This window comes from Yoonia sp. D2-7, assembly GCF_055809435.1.
On record NZ_JBVVTX010000003.1, the window covers coordinates 50,998 to 71,008 of the forward strand.

16 protein-coding genes are annotated in these 20,011 nt (G+C 57.5%); 7 read left to right on the forward strand and 9 right to left on the reverse strand.

The genetic code is table 11. From position 1 onward, the window contains the following. The first annotated feature begins 149 nt into the window (after positions 1–149). Complete coding sequence (locus AC0L7R_RS18270) at positions 150–2,228, forward strand: calcium-binding protein (protein WP_473660655.1); 2,079 nt, start codon at positions 150–152, stop codon at positions 2,226–2,228. A 2-nt stretch (positions 2,229–2,230) separates the two neighbouring features. Here the strand turns inward: AC0L7R_RS18270 and AC0L7R_RS18275 are convergent, their stop codons facing one another. From AC0L7R_RS18275 to AC0L7R_RS18290, 4 genes are all read right to left on the reverse strand, one after another. After that, positions 2,231–2,839, reverse strand: a complete 609-nt coding sequence (locus tag AC0L7R_RS18275; RefSeq protein ID WP_473660657.1) for a methyltransferase domain-containing protein — start codon at positions 2,837–2,839, stop codon at positions 2,231–2,233. 130 nt (positions 2,840–2,969) lie between these two features. After that, positions 2,970–4,379 (reverse strand): CAP domain-containing protein, encoded by a 1,410-nt coding sequence (locus AC0L7R_RS18280; RefSeq protein WP_473660659.1) that lies wholly within the window; start codon positions 4,377–4,379, stop codon positions 2,970–2,972. Positions 4,380–4,572: 193 nt separating this feature from the next. After that, the gene (locus AC0L7R_RS18285) at positions 4,573–5,574 is read right to left on the reverse strand and encodes a ParB N-terminal domain-containing protein (protein ID WP_473660661.1); all 1,002 of its coding nucleotides are present in this window, start codon (positions 5,572–5,574) and stop codon (positions 4,573–4,575) included. Positions 5,575–5,671: 97 nt separating this feature from the next. Further along, complete coding sequence (locus AC0L7R_RS18290) at positions 5,672–7,057, reverse strand: AAA family ATPase (protein WP_473660663.1); 1,386 nt, start codon at positions 7,055–7,057, stop codon at positions 5,672–5,674. A gap of 434 nt (positions 7,058–7,491) precedes the next feature. On the opposite strand from AC0L7R_RS18290, the gene AC0L7R_RS18295 reads away from it, so the two are divergent. Further along, positions 7,492–8,478, forward strand: a complete 987-nt coding sequence (locus AC0L7R_RS18295) for a replication initiator protein A (RefSeq protein ID WP_196616674.1) — start codon at positions 7,492–7,494, stop codon at positions 8,476–8,478. Positions 8,479–8,608: 130 nt separating this feature from the next. Here the strand turns inward: AC0L7R_RS18295 and AC0L7R_RS18300 are convergent, their stop codons facing one another. The 4 genes from AC0L7R_RS18300 to AC0L7R_RS18315 form a co-directional block, all read right to left on the reverse strand. Then, on the reverse strand, positions 8,609–9,286 hold the full coding sequence (locus AC0L7R_RS18300) for a methyltransferase domain-containing protein (RefSeq protein ID WP_473660665.1): 678 nt from the start codon (positions 9,284–9,286) through the stop codon (positions 8,609–8,611). Positions 9,287–9,308: 22 nt separating this feature from the next. Then, positions 9,309–10,610: a TonB-dependent receptor gene (locus AC0L7R_RS18305; RefSeq protein WP_473660667.1), complete on the reverse strand. Its 1,302-nt coding sequence runs from the start codon at positions 10,608–10,610 to the stop codon at positions 9,309–9,311. A gap of 154 nt (positions 10,611–10,764) precedes the next feature. Continuing rightward, positions 10,765–11,379, reverse strand: coding sequence for a polysaccharide biosynthesis/export family protein (locus tag AC0L7R_RS18310; protein WP_247129509.1), 615 nt, complete (start codon positions 11,377–11,379; stop codon positions 10,765–10,767). 275 nt (positions 11,380–11,654) lie between these two features. Further along, the gene (locus AC0L7R_RS18315; protein WP_473660669.1) at positions 11,655–14,087 is read right to left on the reverse strand and encodes a tetratricopeptide repeat protein; all 2,433 of its coding nucleotides are present in this window, start codon (positions 14,085–14,087) and stop codon (positions 11,655–11,657) included. A gap of 250 nt (positions 14,088–14,337) precedes the next feature. Here AC0L7R_RS18315 and AC0L7R_RS18320 point away from each other — a divergent pair, with 250 nt between their 5' ends. After that, positions 14,338–14,673, forward strand: coding sequence for a hypothetical protein (locus tag AC0L7R_RS18320; RefSeq protein WP_247129511.1), 336 nt, complete (start codon positions 14,338–14,340; stop codon positions 14,671–14,673). Between the two features lie 39 nt (positions 14,674–14,712). Here the strand turns inward: AC0L7R_RS18320 and AC0L7R_RS18325 are convergent, their stop codons facing one another. Continuing rightward, positions 14,713–15,426 (reverse strand): sugar transferase, encoded by a 714-nt coding sequence (locus AC0L7R_RS18325; protein ID WP_473660671.1) that lies wholly within the window; start codon positions 15,424–15,426, stop codon positions 14,713–14,715. A 434-nt stretch (positions 15,427–15,860) separates the two neighbouring features. Between AC0L7R_RS18325 and AC0L7R_RS18330 the strand changes: the two genes are divergently transcribed. The 4 genes from AC0L7R_RS18330 to AC0L7R_RS18345 are packed head-to-tail and all read left to right on the forward strand — an operon-like array spanning position 15,861 to position 20,006. Continuing rightward, positions 15,861–16,742: an ExeA family protein gene (locus AC0L7R_RS18330; RefSeq protein WP_247129513.1), complete on the forward strand. Its 882-nt coding sequence runs from the start codon at positions 15,861–15,863 to the stop codon at positions 16,740–16,742. Between the two features lie 24 nt (positions 16,743–16,766). Then, positions 16,767–18,341, forward strand: a complete 1,575-nt coding sequence (locus AC0L7R_RS18335; protein WP_473660673.1) for a Wzz/FepE/Etk N-terminal domain-containing protein — start codon at positions 16,767–16,769, stop codon at positions 18,339–18,341. Next, the gene (locus tag AC0L7R_RS18340) at positions 18,338–19,132 is read left to right on the forward strand and encodes a P-loop NTPase (RefSeq protein WP_473660675.1); all 795 of its coding nucleotides are present in this window, start codon (positions 18,338–18,340) and stop codon (positions 19,130–19,132) included. The genes AC0L7R_RS18335 and AC0L7R_RS18340 overlap by 4 nt, the downstream gene beginning before the upstream one ends. Next, a complete protein-coding gene (locus AC0L7R_RS18345; protein WP_473660677.1) occupies positions 19,116–20,006 on the forward strand; it encodes a glycosyltransferase in 891 nt (296 codons plus the stop codon). The genes AC0L7R_RS18340 and AC0L7R_RS18345 overlap by 17 nt, the downstream gene beginning before the upstream one ends. Positions 20,007–20,011: the final 5 nt, after the last annotated feature.

Consider the following 20,011-nt stretch of genomic DNA (forward strand, 5'->3'; position numbering starts at 1 on the left):
AATACGCGTAGGCGTTTAACATATCCGGCTTTCGTAAAAACGTGGGCAAGGTCCGCATCACGGCCACATTTGTGCCGCCCCGCCAGCACAGCAATCACCGACATCTTAGATACCAGCCCGGGGTGACCGGGCGCAGTTGGCCAACACAGATGCCCGCGTTCACACTTGCCCAGATGATCCAGCGTCCAACAGACGCAGGCACGTCGCGGATCACTGATCTTGCGCTCGGGACAGGTGCGTTGTCGGATGTGCTGTATAGCACGACGCGCTATGACGGGCAGATCGACAGTTGGGATATTGCAGGCAACGGAATAGTCGCGCTGGACAGTGACAGCTTTGCGATTGGGCCGATTGCCGGGAATAACCCACGACTGACCTTTGTGGATGGACAATTGTTGACGGGCGGCGGGGCTGGCGGTGCGTTGACGTTGCGCAGCCTTGGCACAGACGGCAGCCTTGGGGCGGCGGTTGATTTGGCTGGCACCACAGGTTTTGACGGATCGTTGATTGATCCGATTGTCACGACGCTCGCGAATGGGAATACCAGTGTCTATGCCGGTCTTTCGAACGGCTCCGGCATAGTCCAGATCGTGTTGGACAGCGCAGGTAATGTGATCAGCACCGCCGAGATTGACGACAAAGGCCGCACCGCTGCAGACGAGACCACCGCGATGACCACAAGCGTGATCGACGGGGTCAGCTTTGTCTTCACCGCGAGCGCCTCTGATCTGGGGATCAGCGCATGGCAGGTCCGCGACGCAGGCAACATGACCGCACGCGAAACATTGCGACCGGAAACGGGATTATGGGCCTCTGCCCCGACCGCGATAGAAGCGATCACTGTGAATGGTCAAGACTATGTGGTGATGGCCGCCGCAGGGTCCAGTTCGTTGAGCGTGATATCAACGGGGCCTGTGGGCGAATTGGTTGTGGTGGATCATGTGATCGATGACCGCACCACCCGCTTTGACGGGGTCACGGCGATCACCACGACCACACATCAGGGTCAAACATGGGTATTTGCTGGGGGTGCGGACGACGGGATCACCGCGTTTCAGGTTCTGGATGGCGGCAGATTGCTGGCGCGTGCCCATATCGCAGACACAACGACGATGACGCTGGCCAATGTCAGTGCACTGGCTGCACGGTCCAACGGGGCGACAATCGATATCTTTGCGGCCTCTGCGACAGAGGTCGGTTTGACCCGCCTAAGCCTCGACATAGACCCTGATGAGGACGTCATTATAGACACCGCGCAAAGCGATACGTTGACCGGGGGGGCAGGTGCCGATGTGTTTGTCATGACCGCAGACGGGCAGGTGGATACGGTCAGTGATTTCACATTGGGCGAAGACACGCTTGATCTGACCGATTGGAATGGGCTGCGCGGTATCAACCAGCTATTTTTCGACCCTATATCAGGGGGAATCCAGATCACTTACGGGGACGAGGTTCTGATCCTGATCAGTGCGGACGGGTCCGATATTGCAGCCTCCAGCTTCACGCAAACCGACCTGATTGCGCCCGCCCGCATTCCGCAGGTGATCACACCCGGCCATCCTGGTCCCATCACCGAGGTGCCTGATCTTCCCCAGCGTCCCGAACTGGGCGATCCTGTGCCTGATCTGGTGGACCTGCCGCAGACCATCGCGTTGTATGGCACCCGCAATGCGGACACGATCACGGGCACGGACGATAATGACCTGATCTACGGTATGGGCGCAGATGACCGGCTTTCAGGTGGGGCAGGGGCCGATCTTTTATTTGGGGGGCAGGGCAGCGACCTGCTGCGCGGGGATGCGGGCCATGATTATCTGTTTGGCGGTGACGGGCGCGATGGCGGCTGGCAAAACCCGTTGCGCCCTACCGCATCCACAAACGCAGACAGGTTAGAAGGCGGAACAGGCAATGATGAACTGTACGGGCAAGCCGGGGCTGACCGTCTTGATGGCGGGCAGGGGAATGATCTGCTGTCAGGTGGTGGCGGGCGCGACACCTTTGTGTTTCGCAGCGGACAAGACAGGGCTGTGGATTTCAATCCTGTGACGGATCGGATTGCGTTGGATGATGCGTTATGGGCTGGCACATTAACCGCCACACAGGTCGTGGATCGTTATGCGACAGACACCGGATCAGACACTATTCTGGCGTTTGAGGGCGGAAATAGCCTGCACCTTGATGATTTTGACGATCTTGGCGTGCTCGCCGATCGGATCGATATCTTTTAGGATCATGACGCCTGCGACTGCGTCAACCAAACCGTTGCGCCCCCACAGTCCGGATCTTCTGAAATATGTTTGATGACCGCAAATCCATGGTGTGCCAGCAAGCTGCGGTATTCATCCGGATCAAGGCTGGCGTGATACAGTGGTTCGCCTTCGAACGTCCCGATTGCTTCGCCGTCAGATGGACCACTGGTGAACATCAAAGCCGCGCCCGGTGCCGCATGACGTTGGAACACAGCAAACATGGCGCGTTGGTCGTCTTGGGACAGGTGAAAGAAACTGTGCCACGCCAAAATGCCCGCAAATTGTGTGTCTAACGCGAGGCTACGCATGTCGGCTGGGATCCAAGTGGCCTCTGGCAGGCCCTTTGTGGCGATTGCCAGCAGCTCTGGTGAGGTATCAACGCCCGTCACGGCATGACCTTGCCCGATGATATGACGCGCATTCGGCACACCCGTGCCGCATCCCACATCCAACACATGTGCCTGCGCTGGCAAAAGGGCGGTGAACCGGTCCATCCAGATCGCTTCGCCCGGGATGCCCTGTCGCCGTTTATGCCATGCCTGCGCATGACGGCGGTAAAGCGAGATGATATTGGCGGCGGATGGATGCATACCGTCTTGTACCGCGCCTGGGCTGACCTGCAAAGCGGTGTCACTGTTCGCCGCGAAACAGGCTCTGTTTCATGCAAAAAGGCCCCAATCACACTGGATCAGGGCCTTTTGTAAAGCTGTTGGTCAGTCTCTAGTAAACCAGCAGGTCGTTCATCAGCAGGTCCAGATTATCCACGTCATTGATCCGCAAGCTGTCACTGCCAAAGTCAAAGACCGCATTGCCGTTGACGATCTGGCCAAGCGCCAGTGCTTCATCAACCGTGGTCACACCCAAGGCATCACCATCCAACTGAATGCTGTCCACGTTATCGGTGAAATCGAGGATCACATCATCGCCGTCGGCAAAAACGAACGTGTCACGCCCGCCGCCACCGGTCATCCGGTCATCGCCCGCGCCACCGTTCAGCACATCCGCACCGGATTGGCCATGTAAGCGGTCGTCGCCTGCCCCACCACTGAGCATATCAGCATTGGCAGCGGCATCCGCACCGTCGTGATCCAGACTATCCCAACTGACATCACGGCCTTCGCCGCCTTTCAGCACGTCAGAACCATCACCGCCATAGAGCCGGTCGGCCCCTTCGCCGCCCAAAAGCTTATCGTCACCGTCGCCGCCATCCAGCGTGTTTTCACCGCTGTTGCCCGTCAGGACGTTATCCGCATCGCTGCCTGTCAGGCTAAGATCACCGGCCCCGAGCAGAACCGCGTCCGCAATACCCGTATACAGGGTCGCATCTGCGGATAGGGCCAGTATCTGGCTGCCATCATTGGCCGTCACGACGTCCAGCTTGGCGTTTCCGTTGGTCATATCAATCGCAAGGGTCGCAAGCGTTGCGGCCCCAAGGCTGACTGTGACGGCAACCGCAGCATCTGCGCCAACCGCCAGACCGTAGCCGCCGGCGGCAGCCGTTGTAGTGGCAGTGCCATCTGCGGTGATCGTCAGTCCGGCCTCGCCTTCGCCGACACCGTAGAAATCATCCCCATCGCTATCGGTGTAAGCCACCCCCGTGATGAAGTAATCCGATCCGGTACTTGCGAAATTCAACGTCAGCATCGATGCGTTATAGGTGGTCCCAGACTGCGTGAAATCGCCCGCAACCTGCGCAATCCCGATTTCGCGGATATCAGAGGCAAATGTGTTCTCGCGGTGCCCTGCACTGCGGTACAGGCCTTCGTGGTGATCTTCGATCGCTTGTTCGAGGTTCACAGCACTCGTTGATCCGGTCCATGCAAGGTTTTCCCGCCATGTCCATGATCCGGTCAGCGTATATCCCGCGTCGACAATCCTGTCCCCTGGGTCCGACCCGTTGACACCCGTATGTGAAAACGTGTCTTCGTCCAGCATCCACGCCGAATGATCCAGCGCCGATTGTTCAAGGTCTGTATTGAACGCAAGCACCTGACGTGGTGTGCCCGAAATGGTCCCGGCAGAAAGACCTGCGTTTAACGATAAACCAAAGCGGGCCGCTTCGGCTTGTGGATCAAGCCGTGCCCGGTTGATCAATTCAAGTAAGTACTGTTCAGCAGCAGAAACAGTCATTGGCTTCCTTCCATCTAGTCCGCCCCCCCGAGCGGTCTAATGTGAAGCCTCTAACATCGCGTAAAACCTGACACTGCTTAGGTTCAGGTGTGTCAGAACTTGGGCAATTTAGCCTTTGTCTGAAACAGATTGTTTCGCACGCGAAACATATTATGTTCACCTAACCTTGCAGACCCTTATAAAAATAAGGGGGTCAGGTCGCATTCTTGGTTAAAAACGCCTGTAGCTTTTGCCTAAAATCAGCGTCATCTAATTGGGCGCCACTGAGAACAATGTCTCCTTTTGCCGTCCTTTTGTATCGCAAGCCCTGTCCCAGATCGCGGGGCGGCTCTGCCATGCTTTGCGCGGGTTGCTTAGGGGCGGCAGGCGCGGATTTGTCAGCAAGCGCATCCATCAGGATCGCGGTTTCCGCTTCGGCCGTTTCCGGCGCATGTGCACGCAGGGCCGTGATGATCTGATCCGCCTTACCCGCATCCGCATCAAGCGCCTGCGCCAGCGACAGCCCCACCCGTTCGGTCAGCGCCGTGGGGAACCGCAGGTGATCATCCAAAGCCCGTACGATGGTGATGAAAGACCCGATCTTGGACCGCTTGGGGCGCGATGCAGCATGGAACAGCGTCACAAGCCCCACACGGTCGGTCCGGTAGATCCCTTGATCCACCGCACGCGCCACGATGCGGGCGCGTTCATAGTAGGACAGGCCGACACGGATTTCGTTTTCTTCGACCATCGCCAGATAGGCATCCGCGCTATCGGCAGGGGTCCGGATGATCGCCAGCACATCAGCGGCCTCTAATTGGCGCAATGCCTGCAGCCGTCGCCAGCCAGAGATCAGACCGTAGCGTCCGTCGTCCAGCGCTGTGACCTCGATCGCGGTCTGCTGGCCGCGTTCCCGTAGACTGTCCACCAGCGTGGCCATTTCGGCGTCATCGACAGCGATCCGGTCACGCACCAGATAATCGTCGCTGATCCGGTCTAACGCGACCTTCTGGATCAACCGCCCTTCAGCGCGCGCATCGGTTAGGGTCTGGGCAATCTCGGTCAGGGCTGCTGACGCCGACGCATCCTGCGCCACATCCGCAATCGGCGCGCGGGTTTTGGGGGCCACACCTAGCGGGTAGCGCGGCATTGCCTTCGTTTCCAGCGCAGGCGTGTCTGTGATGACAGCGGGGGTCAGGCGTTTGCGTTTGGCCATGGGTCGTCTCCTTGTTCATGGGTCTTTTGACCCAGATGCGTGACCGAATGGGAAACCCACCGCACGCCAGATGTTTCGCACACGAAACGTATTATGTTCACTTTTTCATCTCGGCTTTCGCCGCCAATTCGTCACGTCTCCACGTCCCAAGAAGCAACGTCTTGAAGGCCGCATAGGTGTTATCAAAGGTCTCGCGACCCCGCGCATAGGTCTCGCGGTTGAAATCACGGTAATCAGCCTCGTAGATGCCCTGCACCTGTTCACCGGCCTGTCCGATGAGTGCGGTAAAGTCCTGACGGTGCGGCGACAGGGTGGTGCCAAGGTAGGCCTGCATCAAAGCTGCCAATTCAGCCTGCTGAGAGCCATCATAGCGCGTGACGACCGCACGGACCGCATCCCACTGGAACGCCATCTCAGGACGCCCTAAGGCACGTGCGGCGAGGTTTTCGCCCTCTTCAATCGAACTGAAGGTCGTGTGCAGCATGTCAAAGAACCGACCGGTACTGTCGAATTCCAAGAACGACGCGCCCACAGGGACCAGCAGGATGTCAGCGGCGGCCAACCCGTTAATGGTCAGATAGCCAAGGGCAGGGGGGGTATCGACGAAGATGATATCGTATTCATCCAACACACCGTCATCATCCAAAACATCCGTCAGCGCATCCCACAGTTTCCAGCCACGGCCCTGCATCCGCCAGACCGGCACCTGGAATTCAGCCCAATAGAGGTTCAGCTGGGCACCAATCAGATCAATGTTGGGCCAATGGGTGTCTTGGATCAGGCTTTGCGCCTTCACATCCAAAGCTTCCGTCAGGGTGTCGTCCAGCGGGATCGGATTTTCACCGCGGTCCATCCGGCGCTGATTGTCCTCGCGCAGATGGGTGGCGTAATGGCGGGCGAGCAGCGGAAAGACGGTTTTCCATTCATCTTCAACCTTGCCGCCAAAAACGGAGGTCATCGAGGCCTGTGAATCCAGATCAATCACCAGCACCTTGTAGCCATCCAAAGCGGCGGACATGGCCAGATGGGCGGCAGTACTGGTCTTGCCAACCCCGCCTTTAAAGTTCGCGACTGCGACGATCTTCGCGGGCAGACCTTCAGGACGGTAAGGTTGGTATTCTTTTGCCTTTGATCCGGTAGATCCGAAATGCGCGCGGAGTTTGAGGACCTCATCAAGGGTAAACCACTTAGCCCCACCTGTTGTCTCGGACGCGCCTTGCGGCAGATCAGGGTTCTGTTTCAGCACACGACGGAAATGAGCGGTGGCGACGGGGATCAGATAGCGGGTGATTTCCCATGTGGAAAACTTGCGCAATTTGCGCTGACCGTCTGCATTCAATCCACGGCTTGCCAGATCATCACGTCCGGCTTCACAGGCGCGAGCAATGGCGGAAAACCCGTCAGTGGACGTGGGCGCATCAAGGGCTTTGAGCGCCTCATCAGGGTTGATGCTGAAATAGGGTGGGATGTCTGTGCTGCTCATGATCGCCTGCTATGTGCGTTGTTTTTGCATAGATACCACAAAACACAGCACATGGAAGAAAAGGTTGCACACCCCCTCACTTTTCTCAGCAAAACAACGGATATCAGGGGGACAGCTGTGCGTAGAGTGGTGTGAAAACAAATAAAAGGAAAGTTAGAATCTGTTAGTATTACGTTATGGGATGCCGGCTTTTCCTCAGAAGCCACAAAAAAAAGGGCATGGGGCGACTCTGAAACGACAATGCGACTCTGAAACCCCGATAAGGCGACTCTGATCCGACGAGCCTGCGACTCTGAAACCCCATTGGATCGCGCTGGCAGGACTCGACAGATGCCTGTGGATAACTTTAGGGTGTCACTGAAACCCCGAATAGAGGGTTGGGCGATTCCATGACGGTTAATGATCGTGGGAGGCCCGAGGCAAAGGCAGGTAAGATGACAGCAATTCCCCAATCGGGAATGCGGGACTTCTTCGTATGTGACTTATTCGATGCCAGTCCAAAGGCGGACTTGGGGTCAATGGAACATCCGATGTTCTCGCTTTCCACACGGCCCGACAGGACCATCCGGTCTTATGTGCGCGGCGATGTTGAAGTGACAGTGACCCCTTCGGTGCGCGGCCGTGCGACAATCCACGACAAAGACATCCTGATCTATTGCATCAGCCAGCTGATGGCGGCGGTGAATGCGGGCCGGACTATTTCACGTAAACTGACGCTGACGGCCCATGACCTGCTGGTGGCCGTGCGGCGTGATACCGGCGGTGACAGCTACACCCGCCTGCGCGAAGCGTTTGAGCGGCTGGCAGGCACACGCATCACCACCAACATCGTGACAGGCGATGAAGAAACCACATCCGGCTTTGGTCTGATTGAGGCATGGGAAATCGTGCGCAAGACCCGTGGCGGGCGCATGGTGTCGGTGACGGTCACGCTGTCGGAATGGCTGTTCCGCGCGGTCACGGCGAAATCGGTCCTCACCCTGTCGCGTGATTACTTTTCCCTGCGCAAACCGCTGGAACGCCGCGTCTATGAAATCGCGCGCAAACATTGCGGCAACCAACGTGAATGGCGGGTGACGGTGGCGACGTTGCACGAAAAGGCCGGATCAGACGCGCCGGTCCGTGTGTTCCGTGCCGCGGTGCGCAAAATGATCGCTGCCGACAATCTGCCCGATTACACATTGGTGGAAGACGACGGCGATGTGATCCGGTTCTCGCGCAAACGTCTGGTCGAGGACGTGCCCGGCTTGCCTGCCTTCAGCACAGACACGATGGACCAAGCCCGCACCATGGCGCCCGGTTTTGACGTCTACGCGTTGGAAGCGGAATGGCGGGCGTTCTGGGTCACCGCAGGGCGTCAGAAATTGACAAACCCCGACAAGGCGTTCTTGGGCTGGCTGCGTGGCCGCGTGAAACGGTAGTTTTGTTATGAGACTGCGGGAGCCTCCGGCGGGGATTTGGAAAGACCCAAAGAAACACGGGGACTGATCCTCGCTTCTTTGGGTTTTTCTATATCCCGGGGGAGCCCGCAGGGCGGGGGCTGGCCCCCAATCAACCGAAGTTACGGTACACGATCAGGGATTTGTTGAGGCCGAAGAACTTTTCGCTCTCGTGCACGCCGTCGGGCATCAGGTGCCGCAAGAGGCGTCGTGATACGATCCGCGTGTGGTCGATCCGCACCAGCGCGTCTTCAAAGCTGCATTTGCGCGCAAAGCCTACGTTGAATGTCGAATGACACCACAGCCGCGTGGGTTCGGGCAGCCAGTGCACGAAGGGCACGCCGTAGTGCGGTTCTAGCGGAAACCAGAAGTTGGGCGTTTGCAGGTAGTAGGCGCGCCCCACTCGCATGGTCTCAGCCGCAAGGCCCGCCATATCCCGATACAGACCCACGTGTTCGATCACCGAATTGGAATGCGTCATGTCAAAAGACCCGTCGCCGTATTCCGGCATATGGGTCCCATCCCCAACAACAGTCTCTATTTTGATGCCGATATCTTCGACGCTTTCTTTACCCACGTCTTCTTCGGTGTTCAGGATCGTGATGGTAATCCGATCGTGGTATTTGGGATCAAGCAGCTTCCAATAATCGCGACGTCCCCCGATATCGAGGATCGTCGCATGATCTTTCGCCGCCAAAATCTGGTCGAGCAGTTTTTCGACCCAAACAAAGCGCGCGCGTCGCATTTTGTAACGGATTGAGGTCGGATCATTGGCGTCGGGGCGTTGCATTTTCAGTGTCTTTCAAAGGGAATTAGCGGCGCAGATCGAAGGTGCGCGCGAGGCCAAGCGATAGACTTGTGGATTCTGTCGCGGTCTCGTCACTTGGATCGCGCGATTGCATCCCGATCCCCGCAGAGGCGGTCCAATCGGGGGTCAGCGCGTAGGTCATTGACAGGTTCGCCTGTGACAGATCCACCATGTCACCGGTGGCCACATCTTCTGACCGTGCAAATCCTGCGGATAGCCGTAGGTTTGCCACTGGCGTCAGTGCATAGTTGGTGGCCACAGATAGAGACGTCACAAGGTCTTCGTCATCGCGGCCTTCGCGGGTCAGGGTCCGGTCAGCGCTGGCGGTGAAGTTGCCCCATGGGCTGTCATCTGCAAAGGTATGTTTGAAGCTGGCGGTTCCGGTCACAAACACATCATCGGTGCTGGCGCGGCTTAGCCCCAGACCAAAGCGAGCGGTGGTGTCTTCCAGTGTGAAGCTGCGCGCTGCAGACAGATGCAACTGCGATCCGTCGTCTCCGTCGGTGGCGGCGGCATCCACGGTGATCTGCCCATTGGGTTGGGTCAGGATCAGCCCTGCGTCGATCCCGTAACGGTCATAGGTGTCTGCACCAGCGGTTTGCGAGAAATGCACGCCCGCATTGGCCTGCATGACTTCGGTGATATCAAAGCGGGCTTTCGCGCTGATCCGGCCATAGGTGTAATCGGTCAGTGTGCTTGTATCAGCCAGATTGTCGTAGCTGATGTCATCGACTTGTAGGCCAAAGGTCAGTCCGAAGGGCGCGTCGTCACGCAACGACAACGTCCCGTCAAACCGCAGCCGGTTCCGGTTGCCCCCGTCTTGGGTCAAATCGGCAAAATCAGGGTCTAACGTGCCATCCGCAGTCTGGGCGAGATTCAAGATGCTGGTGTTATCCAGATCAGTCCGGCTGGCAAACAGGCTGACGCTGATCGCGCTGGCGGCTGCGTCTTGGGCATAGCTTAGCCGCAGGGTTGGATCGGTGAATTCACCGTTGATCCCATCGGTGCTTGGCCCATCCACAAAGCGGTATCCGCCGCCCAATTCAAAGTTCAGTGTCTCGGTGCGGGTTTCGGAACTGACGCGCAGGGATACATCGCTGATCGCCTGATTGGTCACGCCGTTGCTGGTGGATGTATCCGGCCCGCTGCTGTCGCGGCTGATCAACCGTTCGGCCAACCGCAGGGTCATCAGAAAGCCGCCTTCGTCACTTTGGGCGAACGCCGTAAAGGGCAGGGCCACAGTGGATGCCAAGACCCCGCATAGGGCCGCATTCCGGATGATCCGTTTGGGAAATTGCTTGCTCATGCGCCGGCCCTTTTGTCTTTGGCCCGGTTATCCGCTTGTCCGCCCTCATATGGTGGGGCAAATCAGATGCGGTAGGCACTTTATAGGGTCTATAAAAGCAAAAAACGGGCGCGCAAACAAGGTCTGCACACCAGTTGGGGGGATATCGGGGGGATTATTCGAACAGGCGTCGCTGTGGGACAACAATAATGTCACCCTCGGCCAGCACGGTCATGCCTGCGTTGCTGAGACCTGCTTCGATTGCTTTGTAATCGAGGGTCACCAGCTGTTCGGCCCCGTCCGCGGAAGGACGGCGCAATTGCACGCGGGATGATGCCGCAAACCGTGTGAAGCCGCCCATTTCGGCAAAGGCTTGCAATACGTTCGCGCCTGGATCGAGTGTGACTTTACCGGGTTTGCCGACTTCGCCCATCACGAAAATCTCGATGGTGGGATCAGGTTCAGGCGCGCGTGGTGTGACAGCGCGGCGTTCAGCCAGACGTTCAACAGCGACAAACACATTTGGCCGTGATGCGAAACTTGCGGCAAGACCAGAGGCCAGTTCACGCTGGATGTCTTCAATGGATTTACCGGATGCTTTGATCGCACCGGTCAGCGGCATCGAAATCCGCCCGTCAGGGGACACAAGAACAGACCGGTTCAACGACGGATCTTCGATCACTTCCACCCGCAGAATGTCACCATTGCGGATCTGGTAGTTGTTTTGTGCGACGGCAGTCTGTGCCCAAAGGGTCAGGGCTGCGGCGATGATCGCTGAAATGACCTTCATTGTCGTGTCTCCTTGATTGAAAGGGCCTGCACCCGGTCCAATCTGATGTGTGTCTGCCTGATAGTGGCTGCTCGTGATCCAAGGCACGGATTGATCTTGTTGTGCGCCCTTTGGAAACAATATCGCGTCAAATATGGCCGAAACTTGGTCAACATTGCGGCAAGAATGGTAAATTTTGTATTAATATTGGATGAAAATGAGGGGTAAAACACGACTTTATTCCCAGTAAAAACAGGGAATGACGCGGGTTTCGCGCAGCGCGTGTGTGAATGTGTTTACTGTAGCAGCTCGCTCAACAATGCCCGCGCATCTGTGAACTGGGGCAGGGGGCTGTCGCCTGCGAGATCAAGCGCCTGGGTCAAGGCTTGCGTGGCCTCTTCGGTGCGCCCCAAGGCATGCAGTGCTTTGCCCAAGTGGTATTGCACCAACGGATCACCAGGCAGACCTAAGGCTGCGGGTCGCAAATAATCCAACGCTTCGGCGTGATCGCCGCGCCGGTACACAATCCAGCCGTAGGTATCTTGGAACGCGGGCACATCCACACCGCGCAGGCGCCGTGCGATCCGGTAGGCCCTATCAAGGCTGGCGGTGTCATCGCGGTGCGCGGCCAAAAGGCTGGCCAGATTGTTTGCCACCACCACGTTGGAACTGTCACGCGTGTACAGGTCTTCGTAGATGCCGATGGCCCCGTCGATATCGCCGGTTTGTTCCAGTGCACCGGCTTTGATCCACAGCAGTGTTTCGGAATCCGGCAGTGTTGCCAAACCCGTCTCTAACACTTGGGCTTTCTCTGTATCGCGTCCCTGCAGGTGCAACAGCGAATACAGCAAACGCACGGCGGCTTCGGTTTCTGGGGCATCATTCAGGACCGCGCGGAACACGCTTTCGGCTTCGTCCGCATCCCCGTCCATCATCGCAACGGATCCCGACAGCATGCGCAATGTCATGTCATCAGGTCGGTCGGTGACGGCCGTGTCCAGATAGGCGCGGGCTTCTTCAAGTTTACCGGCCCGAATTTGCGCCATGGCAATGGTCAGGGCGGCCCGCCCGTCTTCGTCCATGTCTTCCAGCTGGTCTTGCAGGACCGCAAGGCTTTCGTCGGTCCGGTTTTGCGCGGACAGAATGGCGGCTTCCAGCGCTGTGGCCAATTGACCTGCACGTGGATTGCGTTCGGCCATCGCGCGCAGCTCGCCCAGAAGGGCGGTGGCGCGGGGCCAATCCTGTTCACCCAAATGCAGATCTGCCAGCACGCTGATCAGTTCCAGATCGGTGGGTGCGCTGCGACGGGCGTCAATCAACACAGCGGCTGCAGCCTGCGTGCGCCCGTCGCGCATCAAGAACCGCGCATAACGCAAGGATGGGACGGTGGCCGCGTTTGATACTTCAACGGCCAATGCCAGCCGTTCGCCGGCCAGTTCGGGAAAACCGGTGCGTTCATGGGCGGTGGCCATCAGCATCATGATATCGGGATCACGCGGTGCTTGGCTGAGCGCTGAGCGCAGATCGGTGATCGCGGCATCCGGACTATCGGCATCAATCGCCCAAGCCGCACGCATTTTCAGCGCTTCGACGTTGGTGGTGTCCTCAGCCAGGATATCGGCCACGACGGTGCGGGCTGCGGTTTCATCATCCGTGGCGATCAGCATCTGGGCATACATCGCCTTGATCCGGCGGCTTTGGTCACTGTCAGGCAGGGTTTCGGTCATGGCCTGCATCGCTGCCAGACCGGGACCTGCGGGATCGGCTTCGAACATCAGCAAGGCAGCGGTCGCTTGGTACAGGGCTTGGACATCCTGATCTGCGGTGGCGGTGGCCAATGCATTAAGTTCATCAAGGGCGGCCTGATCGCCATAGGCGCGGCGCAGGAACTGGACGACGGTCATGTGACCTTGAGGTGCGGTCACCGGATCGCCTGCCATGTCGCGCAGGATGGTTTCGGCGGCAGGGTAGTTTTGTTGTTCAAGGTGCCAGTTCACAAGGGCTGTGCGCACCTCTTGGTTTTCGGGGAACCGGTCGAACATGGTCTCGAGCTGGGCAATGGCAGCCGGATCGTCTTTCATATCGGTCAGCAGGCGCAGCTTGGCCCCGTGAAATTCAAACGATGTGGGATCAAGACTGATGGCCTGTTCCAGCAACGGCAGGGCTGTGTCAGGCAGCGGACCACGGGCGGCGGCATCAATCACAACACGCAGGGCCACCAGATTATCAGGGGTCGTGTCCAGAACCGTTTTGGCACGGGTGGTGGCCGCTTGCAGGGCGTCTGCATCATCCGCGCGCAAGGCGGTGGTATAGGCAATAGCGGCGGCGACAGCTTGGGCACGGGGCGCGTCGGGTGTCAGGGCGACACCGGCGTTGCCATGACGGCGGACTTCGTCCCAGTCGTTGCGGCCCAATGCGATTTCGGCGAGCGTCAGACGGACATCTGCCGTATCGGGATATTGTTCGATCAGGCGCAGGTATTGGCCATAGGCATCATCGCTCCTGCCCAGATCACGCAGGGTATCGGCGTAAATCTGGCGGGCCTCTTTGTGGAACCCGTCATGTTCGAACACATTGCGAAATTCGATCAGGGCGCGGTCGGTGTCGCCTGCTTCGAGCAACGCAAGGCCGGATTGGTAGAACGCCTCTGCGCGGTCTTCGGCGTCTTCACAGGCGGCCAGAAACAGGACGGCGCATAAAGCGGCCCGTTTGATCAAAGGGAATGTCATTACACTGCTCAATCTTATCGGCCGGTTGTCCGGCTCTGTCAGAGTGAAGATTAGCAGGACGGACCGCGCTTGTCGCTGCCTCGTGGTGTGTTGGGAGGCAGGTGTGGTGTGTGTGCGTCAGTGGGCGTAGCTGACTCCAATGCAGACTTTTATGGATCTTGTCGCGAATGACCGCACCAATCTGGTTTCGGTTCTTTCAATCCGCCCCAAACTATGAATGATTTATCTCGTACTAACTTTGAGAAATCTTATGCCGCCACGAACACCTCCACCTAAACTCAAGCTATCCAGACTGCGAGACATTGGTTGGTCCGTTTGGGACCCGATTGGGCTATTAGGCGCTGATCAGAGGTGGAACGACGAAGACTGTCTGCCGTTCGCGGACGAGTATGATAGCTATTTAAAGCAGGCAGCAGGCCGACTTCGCAGGGGCGAATTGACGTCGGAAGTTGCAGCTTATCTGGCTGAAATCGAAGTGGAATACATGAGCTTGGGTGGCCCGTTCCAAGATGCGTTGGCTCGGGCTGAACAAGTTGTGGAAGCAATCCAAGCCGACACGGAGCTCTGGATTTACCAAGATCGCTAAAGGCTGGTGCTTAGGCTGGATGAACGCAGCGGCGTGCCCTTAGTGACCCGTTGCCCGTGTCACGACAGCGATCGTTGCGAACAGCATCTTCAGGTCGCCTAGGAACGAACAGCTGTTGTGGTAGCCGGTGTCGTAAGCGGCGCGTTCTGCAAATGCGGTCTCGTTGCGCTCTGATACCTGCCAAGGGCCGGTGATGCCCGGCAGCAGTTTGTAATAAGCCGTACCCGGATACATGCCCTGTTGTTCAGGCATCATAGGGCGGGGGCCAACGAGGCTCATCTCGCCGCGCAGCACGTTTAGCAGTTGTGGCAGCTCATCCAGCGATGTTTTGCGCAAGATGCGGCCAAAACGTGTGATCCGTGGATCATCTTTGAGTTTTTGGGTCCGGTCCCATTCGGCGCGTGCCGCTGGATCGGACTGCAAGTGACGGGCCAGAGCCGCGTCAGCATTGGCCACCATCGACCGGAATTTCCACATTGTGTAAATGTGGCCATTCAATCCCACACGGCGCTGCGTATAAAATGGATTGCCGCCACCCAAAGCTACAAATAGCGCCAAAAGCGCCATGACAGGGATGACAAGCGGGCTGGCCATGACGATCACACAGACATCAAACACGCGTTTCAACCCAGCGCGGTAGGCGCTGTTTGGTGTGGTTGTCGCAGGCCGTACATGGCCAAGATCCAGACCTGCAAAAGCAGATGGCATGGCGACAGGAACAGCATTGCGTTGCATGTCTTTTGTAAAGTGCATCAGTGGATCCCAAGTCAGGGGTAAAGACCGTGAGATCTTTGTGAGTGTTCCTAGTGAGTACTGATGGCTTGGGTGTTTTTAAGGGAAAATTAAGGACAATTTTAAGGTTAAGATTCAGTTTCTTAACACATTTTGGCCGCAGTAAGGCGGGTTTCGCGCCATGGTTGTGGTGGATTTGGGGCTGGCACGCTAAAACCCTATAAAAAGGGGGTAGTTTTGGTCCCAAAGGGATAGTTTACGTTGGTTAACGGCCTGCGCTGTTGCTCGCACAACATTAATTTGCCCCAATATGGGAACCTTTTTGTAGGATGCTTGCAATCGCGGGCCAAAGTGCCCCATGACTTTTGGAGATAAGCGATTTTGGCCCTGACATGCATGCCATGCAGAGGATCAAGACAAGAGGCAAACAGCGCAAAGCGCTACCCGGGAGAACGATGGGACAACCCCTCGACCTGTATACGGCCCATTTCGGGCTGCGCGAACGACCCTTTTCGCTGGTGCCTGATCCGGGCTTTCTGTTCTGGTCGGATACACATGCGCGTGCGTTTTCGATGCTGGAATACGGTATCCTGACACGCGCCCCGATCACGTTGATCACAGGCGAAGTGGGCACCGGTAAAACCACGCTGATCCATCAGTTGCTTGATAGTAACCGCGAAGATGTGACCATCGGTTTGATTGCGAACGCCCATGGTGACCGCAGTGAATTGCTGCGCTGGGTGTTGATGTCATTAGGCCAGACGGCTGATCATAACGCCCATTACGTCGATCTGTTTGGCCAGTTCCAGACCTATCTAGTGTCTGAATATGCCGCTGGCCGCCGTGTTGTGCTGATCTTTGACGAAGCGCAGAACCTGACGCGTGATGTGTTGGAAGAACTGCGGATGTTCACGAATATCAATTCCGGCAAGGACGAATTGCTGCAATTGATCATCGTGGGCCAGCCCGAACTGCGTGATATTGTCTTGCGCCCCGACCTGAAACAATTCGCCCAACGCGTCGCTGCCAGTTTTCATCTGCCCGAGATGGGGCATGACGGTGTGGCCGCCTATATCCGCCACCGTCTGCATGTGGCTGGCGCCAGTGCCGATATTTTCGAAGACGGGGCGATTGCAGCTATTTACGACGTGACCCGTGGCATCCCGCGTCTGATCAACCAACTGTGTGATCTGGCCTTGGTCTATGCCTTTACGATGGATAGCCAGACTGTGCCGCGATCCGTGATTGACCAGATCATGAAAGACGGTGTGTTCTTTGGTGGCGGTCAGGAAGACCAAGGCACCGCCAGTTTTGTGCGCAGCAGGCGCCCATCATGAATATGGTGACATGAGTATGTTGGCATGAATTTTGATCTGCGGTTCTATCTGTCGCTGTTTGTCCGGCGTCTGCATTATTTTCTGATCTGTCTGGCGATTGGGTCTGCGATTGGCCTGACCTTGGCGACTGTGCTGCCGCCTGTGTTCAAGGCCAGCGCCAAGCTGATCGTGGAAAGCGAACAGATCCCCGATGAATTGGCTGCAACGACTGTGCAGACCGAAACCACGGAACAGTTGCAGATCATTCAGCAGCGCATTCTGACCCGCGATTCATTGCTGGAAATGGCCAACAGGTTGCAGATTTATGCAGCCCGTCCCGGTGAGGTCGTCAAACGTTTGCCCGCCGATGAAATCGTCGATGATCTGCGCCGCCGCATCACCATTGCCACCACGGGTGGATCAAGCCGCAATGGACAGGTCCAAGCCACGATTGTTGAAGTCAGCTTTGAAGCCCCGACCGCACTGATGTCGGCCACGGTCACCAATGAAGTCGTGACGCTGATCTTGCAGGAGAACGTCGAAATCCGGACCTCTGTGGCGGGGCAAACGCTTGAGTATTTCAACGAAGAAGTGTCACGACTGGATCAGGAACTGGCCACGCGGGGTGCCGATATTCTGGCGTTCCAAGAACGTAATCTTGAAGCGCTGCCCGATAGTCTTGATTTTCGCCGTGCCCAGCAATCCGCAGCCCAAGAACGTTTGTCACAGGTCGAACGTGATGAATTGATCATTCGTGACCGCCGCGACCGGCTGACGGCGCTTTATGAAAATACGGGCGATATCGGCGGGGTGAATACGCCGCTGTCCAGCCAGACCGCCGAGCAACGCCAGTTGCAGGGCCTGAAGGATGAATTGAACACATTGCTGGCCGTGCTGTCGCCGGAAAACCCGCGTGTGAAAGTGATGCAGGCGCAAGTGGCCGCTTTGGAAGAAACGGTGGCCGCCCAGACCACAGCCGGATTTGATACATCGCCCACCGGTGCGCCGCTGTCCGCTTTCGATATCCAGATTGCCGATCTGGACGGTCAGCTTGATTTTCTGAACGCCCAGAAGCGCACAATCGAGGCCACGATGGAAGCCCTGCGCGTCTCGATCGAGGCGACACCGGGGAATGCGATTACGCTTGATACGTTGCAGCGCGATTATGCGAACCTGCGCGCCCAATATGATCAGGCGGTGGCCAACCGCGCACGCGCCGAAACCGGTGACACGATTGAAGCTTTGGCCAAAGGGCAGCGGATTTCTGTGATCGAACAGGCGGTATCACCGCGTGAACCGGACCGGCCCAACCGTACGGCCGTGGCGGCCGCCGGTATGGGGGGCGGGTTGTTTGTCGGCCTTGCGGTGATTGTGCTGCTGGAACTGATGAACACCGCAATCCGCCGGCCTGTTGATCTGGTCAATAAGCTGGGGATTACGCCGTTTGGCACGGTGCCTTTGATCCGCACCCGTTGGGAAGTCGTCCGCCGCCAAACCATTATTTTTGCGGCTTTTGCAGTGGCGATTGTGATGATCCCTGCGCTGTTGTGGTTGATCCATGCCCAAGTCATGCCGCTGGATGTGATTTTGGACCGGATCAAGGATAAGGTGGGCCTATGAGCACGATCCAAGATGCCATCGCCAAGGCCCGCGCGACCCGCAATCTGACGCCAACCCGTCAAGAAATGGAACGGGGCGGTGATGATCCATGGGCTGCATTAACGGCCTTCAAACCGTCGATCCGACGGCTGCGCCGGAACCGGATTGTGGCGGCTGATGGTGGGCGGCCTGCGATGGATTTCGACGTGATCCGGACACGGATGATGCAGGTGATGCAGGCTAACGCCTGGAAGCGGATCGCGATCACATCACCGACGGCGGCCTGCGGAAAATCGACGATGGTGATGAACCTTGCCTATTCGCTGTCCCGCCACCGTGATCACAAAACGATGGTCCTTGAAATGGACATGCGCAAACCGTCACTGAGCCGCGCCATGCAAATTCCGGGTGAGCAACAGTTCAGTCGGGTGCTGGAAGGGCGTGCGGATTTTACTGATCATGCGGTGCGTGTCGGCGACAATATGATTTTTGCGACCAATGTAAACGCGGTGAACGGGTCTGCGGAATTGCTGCAAAGCCCGGGCACGGCGCAGGTGCTGGATGATCTATCCGCGACCTACGCGCCTGATACGATGATCTTTGATATGCCACCGATGCTGACGGGTGATGACACCATGGCGTTTCTGGCACGTGTGGATTGTGTGCTGTTGCTGGCCGCAGCCGAGCAGACCAGCATCAAACAGATCGACAAATGCGAACGTGATATCGCATCCCAGACCAATGTGATGGGCGTGATCCTGAACAAATGCCGCTACATGGATCGCGACAACGCCTATGACTACTATGAATGATCTGCGGATCTCTGTCGTCATTCCGCATCTGAACCAACCACAGATGCTGGCGCGATGTCTGGGATCGCTACGCGACGGGACACGTCCCCCTGACGAGGTGATTGTGGTCGATAACGGATCGCACACCTTACCTGATGTGCCGAAGAATGTGACCCTATTACAGGAAAACACGCCCGGTCCGGGACCTGCGCGCAACCTTGGGGTGGCCCATGCCACGGGCGATGTGATTGCCTTTATCGATGCAGATTGTCTGGCGCACTTTGACTGGCTTGATGCGGCTGCCCGCGCGATCCAGACCCATGATATTTTAGGTGGCGATGTCCGGATCGCCTATGCAGACCCCGCAAGTCTGACGGTGTTGGAAGCTTATGAAAGTATCTACGCCTACCGGATGGAACGCTATATCCGCGAAGAAGGGTTCACCGGTACGGGCAATCTGGTGGTAAAAACACCTGTATTAGAGACTGTCGGTGATTTTGCGGGGCTCGACAAAGCTGAAGACCGCGATTGGGGGCACCGTGCGACAGGCATGGGGTTTGAGATTAGCTATGTGCCGCAGATGAAGGTCTATCATCCGGCGCGGCGGTCCTTTGCGGATCTGTATCTGAAGTGGGATCGGCAGTTGGCGCATGACTACGGGATGATCGCGGGTGCGCATGGCAAGCTGCGTTGGCTGATCAAAACGCTGGCGATGGGGCTGTCGCCGCTGGCTGAAATTCCGCGCATTACAACGTCCGACCGCGTGCCCGGTGTGGTGGACAAAGTGAAAGCCTTTGCCGGATTATGCCGGATTAGGGTCTATCGCACAGGCCGGATGGTGGATTTGATGCTGCGCGGCAGGCCGGAACGCTTGGCGCAGAAATGGAACCGGTAGCGGAT

Excerpts from the sequence above, each read along its gene's own strand:
- AC0L7R_RS18315 (WP_473660669.1), bottom strand. The coding sequence starts at position 14,087 with ATGACATTCCCTTTGATCAAACGGGCCGCTTTATGCGCCGTCCTGTTT.
- AC0L7R_RS18325 (WP_473660671.1), bottom strand. The coding sequence starts at position 15,426 with ATGCACTTTACAAAAGACATGCAACGCAATGCTGTTCCTGTCGCCATG.
- AC0L7R_RS18330 (WP_247129513.1), top strand. The coding sequence starts at position 15,861 with ATGGGACAACCCCTCGACCTGTATACGGCCCATTTCGGGCTGCGCGAA.
- AC0L7R_RS18285 (WP_473660661.1), bottom strand. The coding sequence starts at position 5,574 with ATGGCCAAACGCAAACGCCTGACCCCCGCTGTCATCACAGACACGCCT.
- AC0L7R_RS18275 (WP_473660657.1), bottom strand. The coding sequence starts at position 2,839 with ATGCATCCATCCGCCGCCAATATCATCTCGCTTTACCGCCGTCATGCG.
- AC0L7R_RS18270 (WP_473660655.1), top strand. The coding sequence starts at position 150 with ATGCCCGCGTTCACACTTGCCCAGATGATCCAGCGTCCAACAGACGCA.
- AC0L7R_RS18280 (WP_473660659.1), bottom strand. The coding sequence starts at position 4,379 with ATGACTGTTTCTGCTGCTGAACAGTACTTACTTGAATTGATCAACCGG.
- AC0L7R_RS18295 (WP_196616674.1), top strand. The coding sequence starts at position 7,492 with ATGACAGCAATTCCCCAATCGGGAATGCGGGACTTCTTCGTATGTGAC.
- AC0L7R_RS18290 (WP_473660663.1), bottom strand. The coding sequence starts at position 7,057 with ATGAGCAGCACAGACATCCCACCCTATTTCAGCATCAACCCTGATGAG.
- AC0L7R_RS18340 (WP_473660675.1), top strand. The coding sequence starts at position 18,338 with ATGAGCACGATCCAAGATGCCATCGCCAAGGCCCGCGCGACCCGCAAT.
- AC0L7R_RS18320 (WP_247129511.1), top strand. The coding sequence starts at position 14,338 with ATGCCGCCACGAACACCTCCACCTAAACTCAAGCTATCCAGACTGCGA.
- AC0L7R_RS18300 (WP_473660665.1), bottom strand. The coding sequence starts at position 9,286 with ATGCAACGCCCCGACGCCAATGATCCGACCTCAATCCGTTACAAAATG.
- AC0L7R_RS18305 (WP_473660667.1), bottom strand. The coding sequence starts at position 10,610 with ATGAGCAAGCAATTTCCCAAACGGATCATCCGGAATGCGGCCCTATGC.
- AC0L7R_RS18335 (WP_473660673.1), top strand. The coding sequence starts at position 16,767 with ATGAATTTTGATCTGCGGTTCTATCTGTCGCTGTTTGTCCGGCGTCTG.
- AC0L7R_RS18310 (WP_247129509.1), bottom strand. The coding sequence starts at position 11,379 with ATGAAGGTCATTTCAGCGATCATCGCCGCAGCCCTGACCCTTTGGGCA.
- AC0L7R_RS18345 (WP_473660677.1), top strand. The coding sequence starts at position 19,116 with ATGACTACTATGAATGATCTGCGGATCTCTGTCGTCATTCCGCATCTG.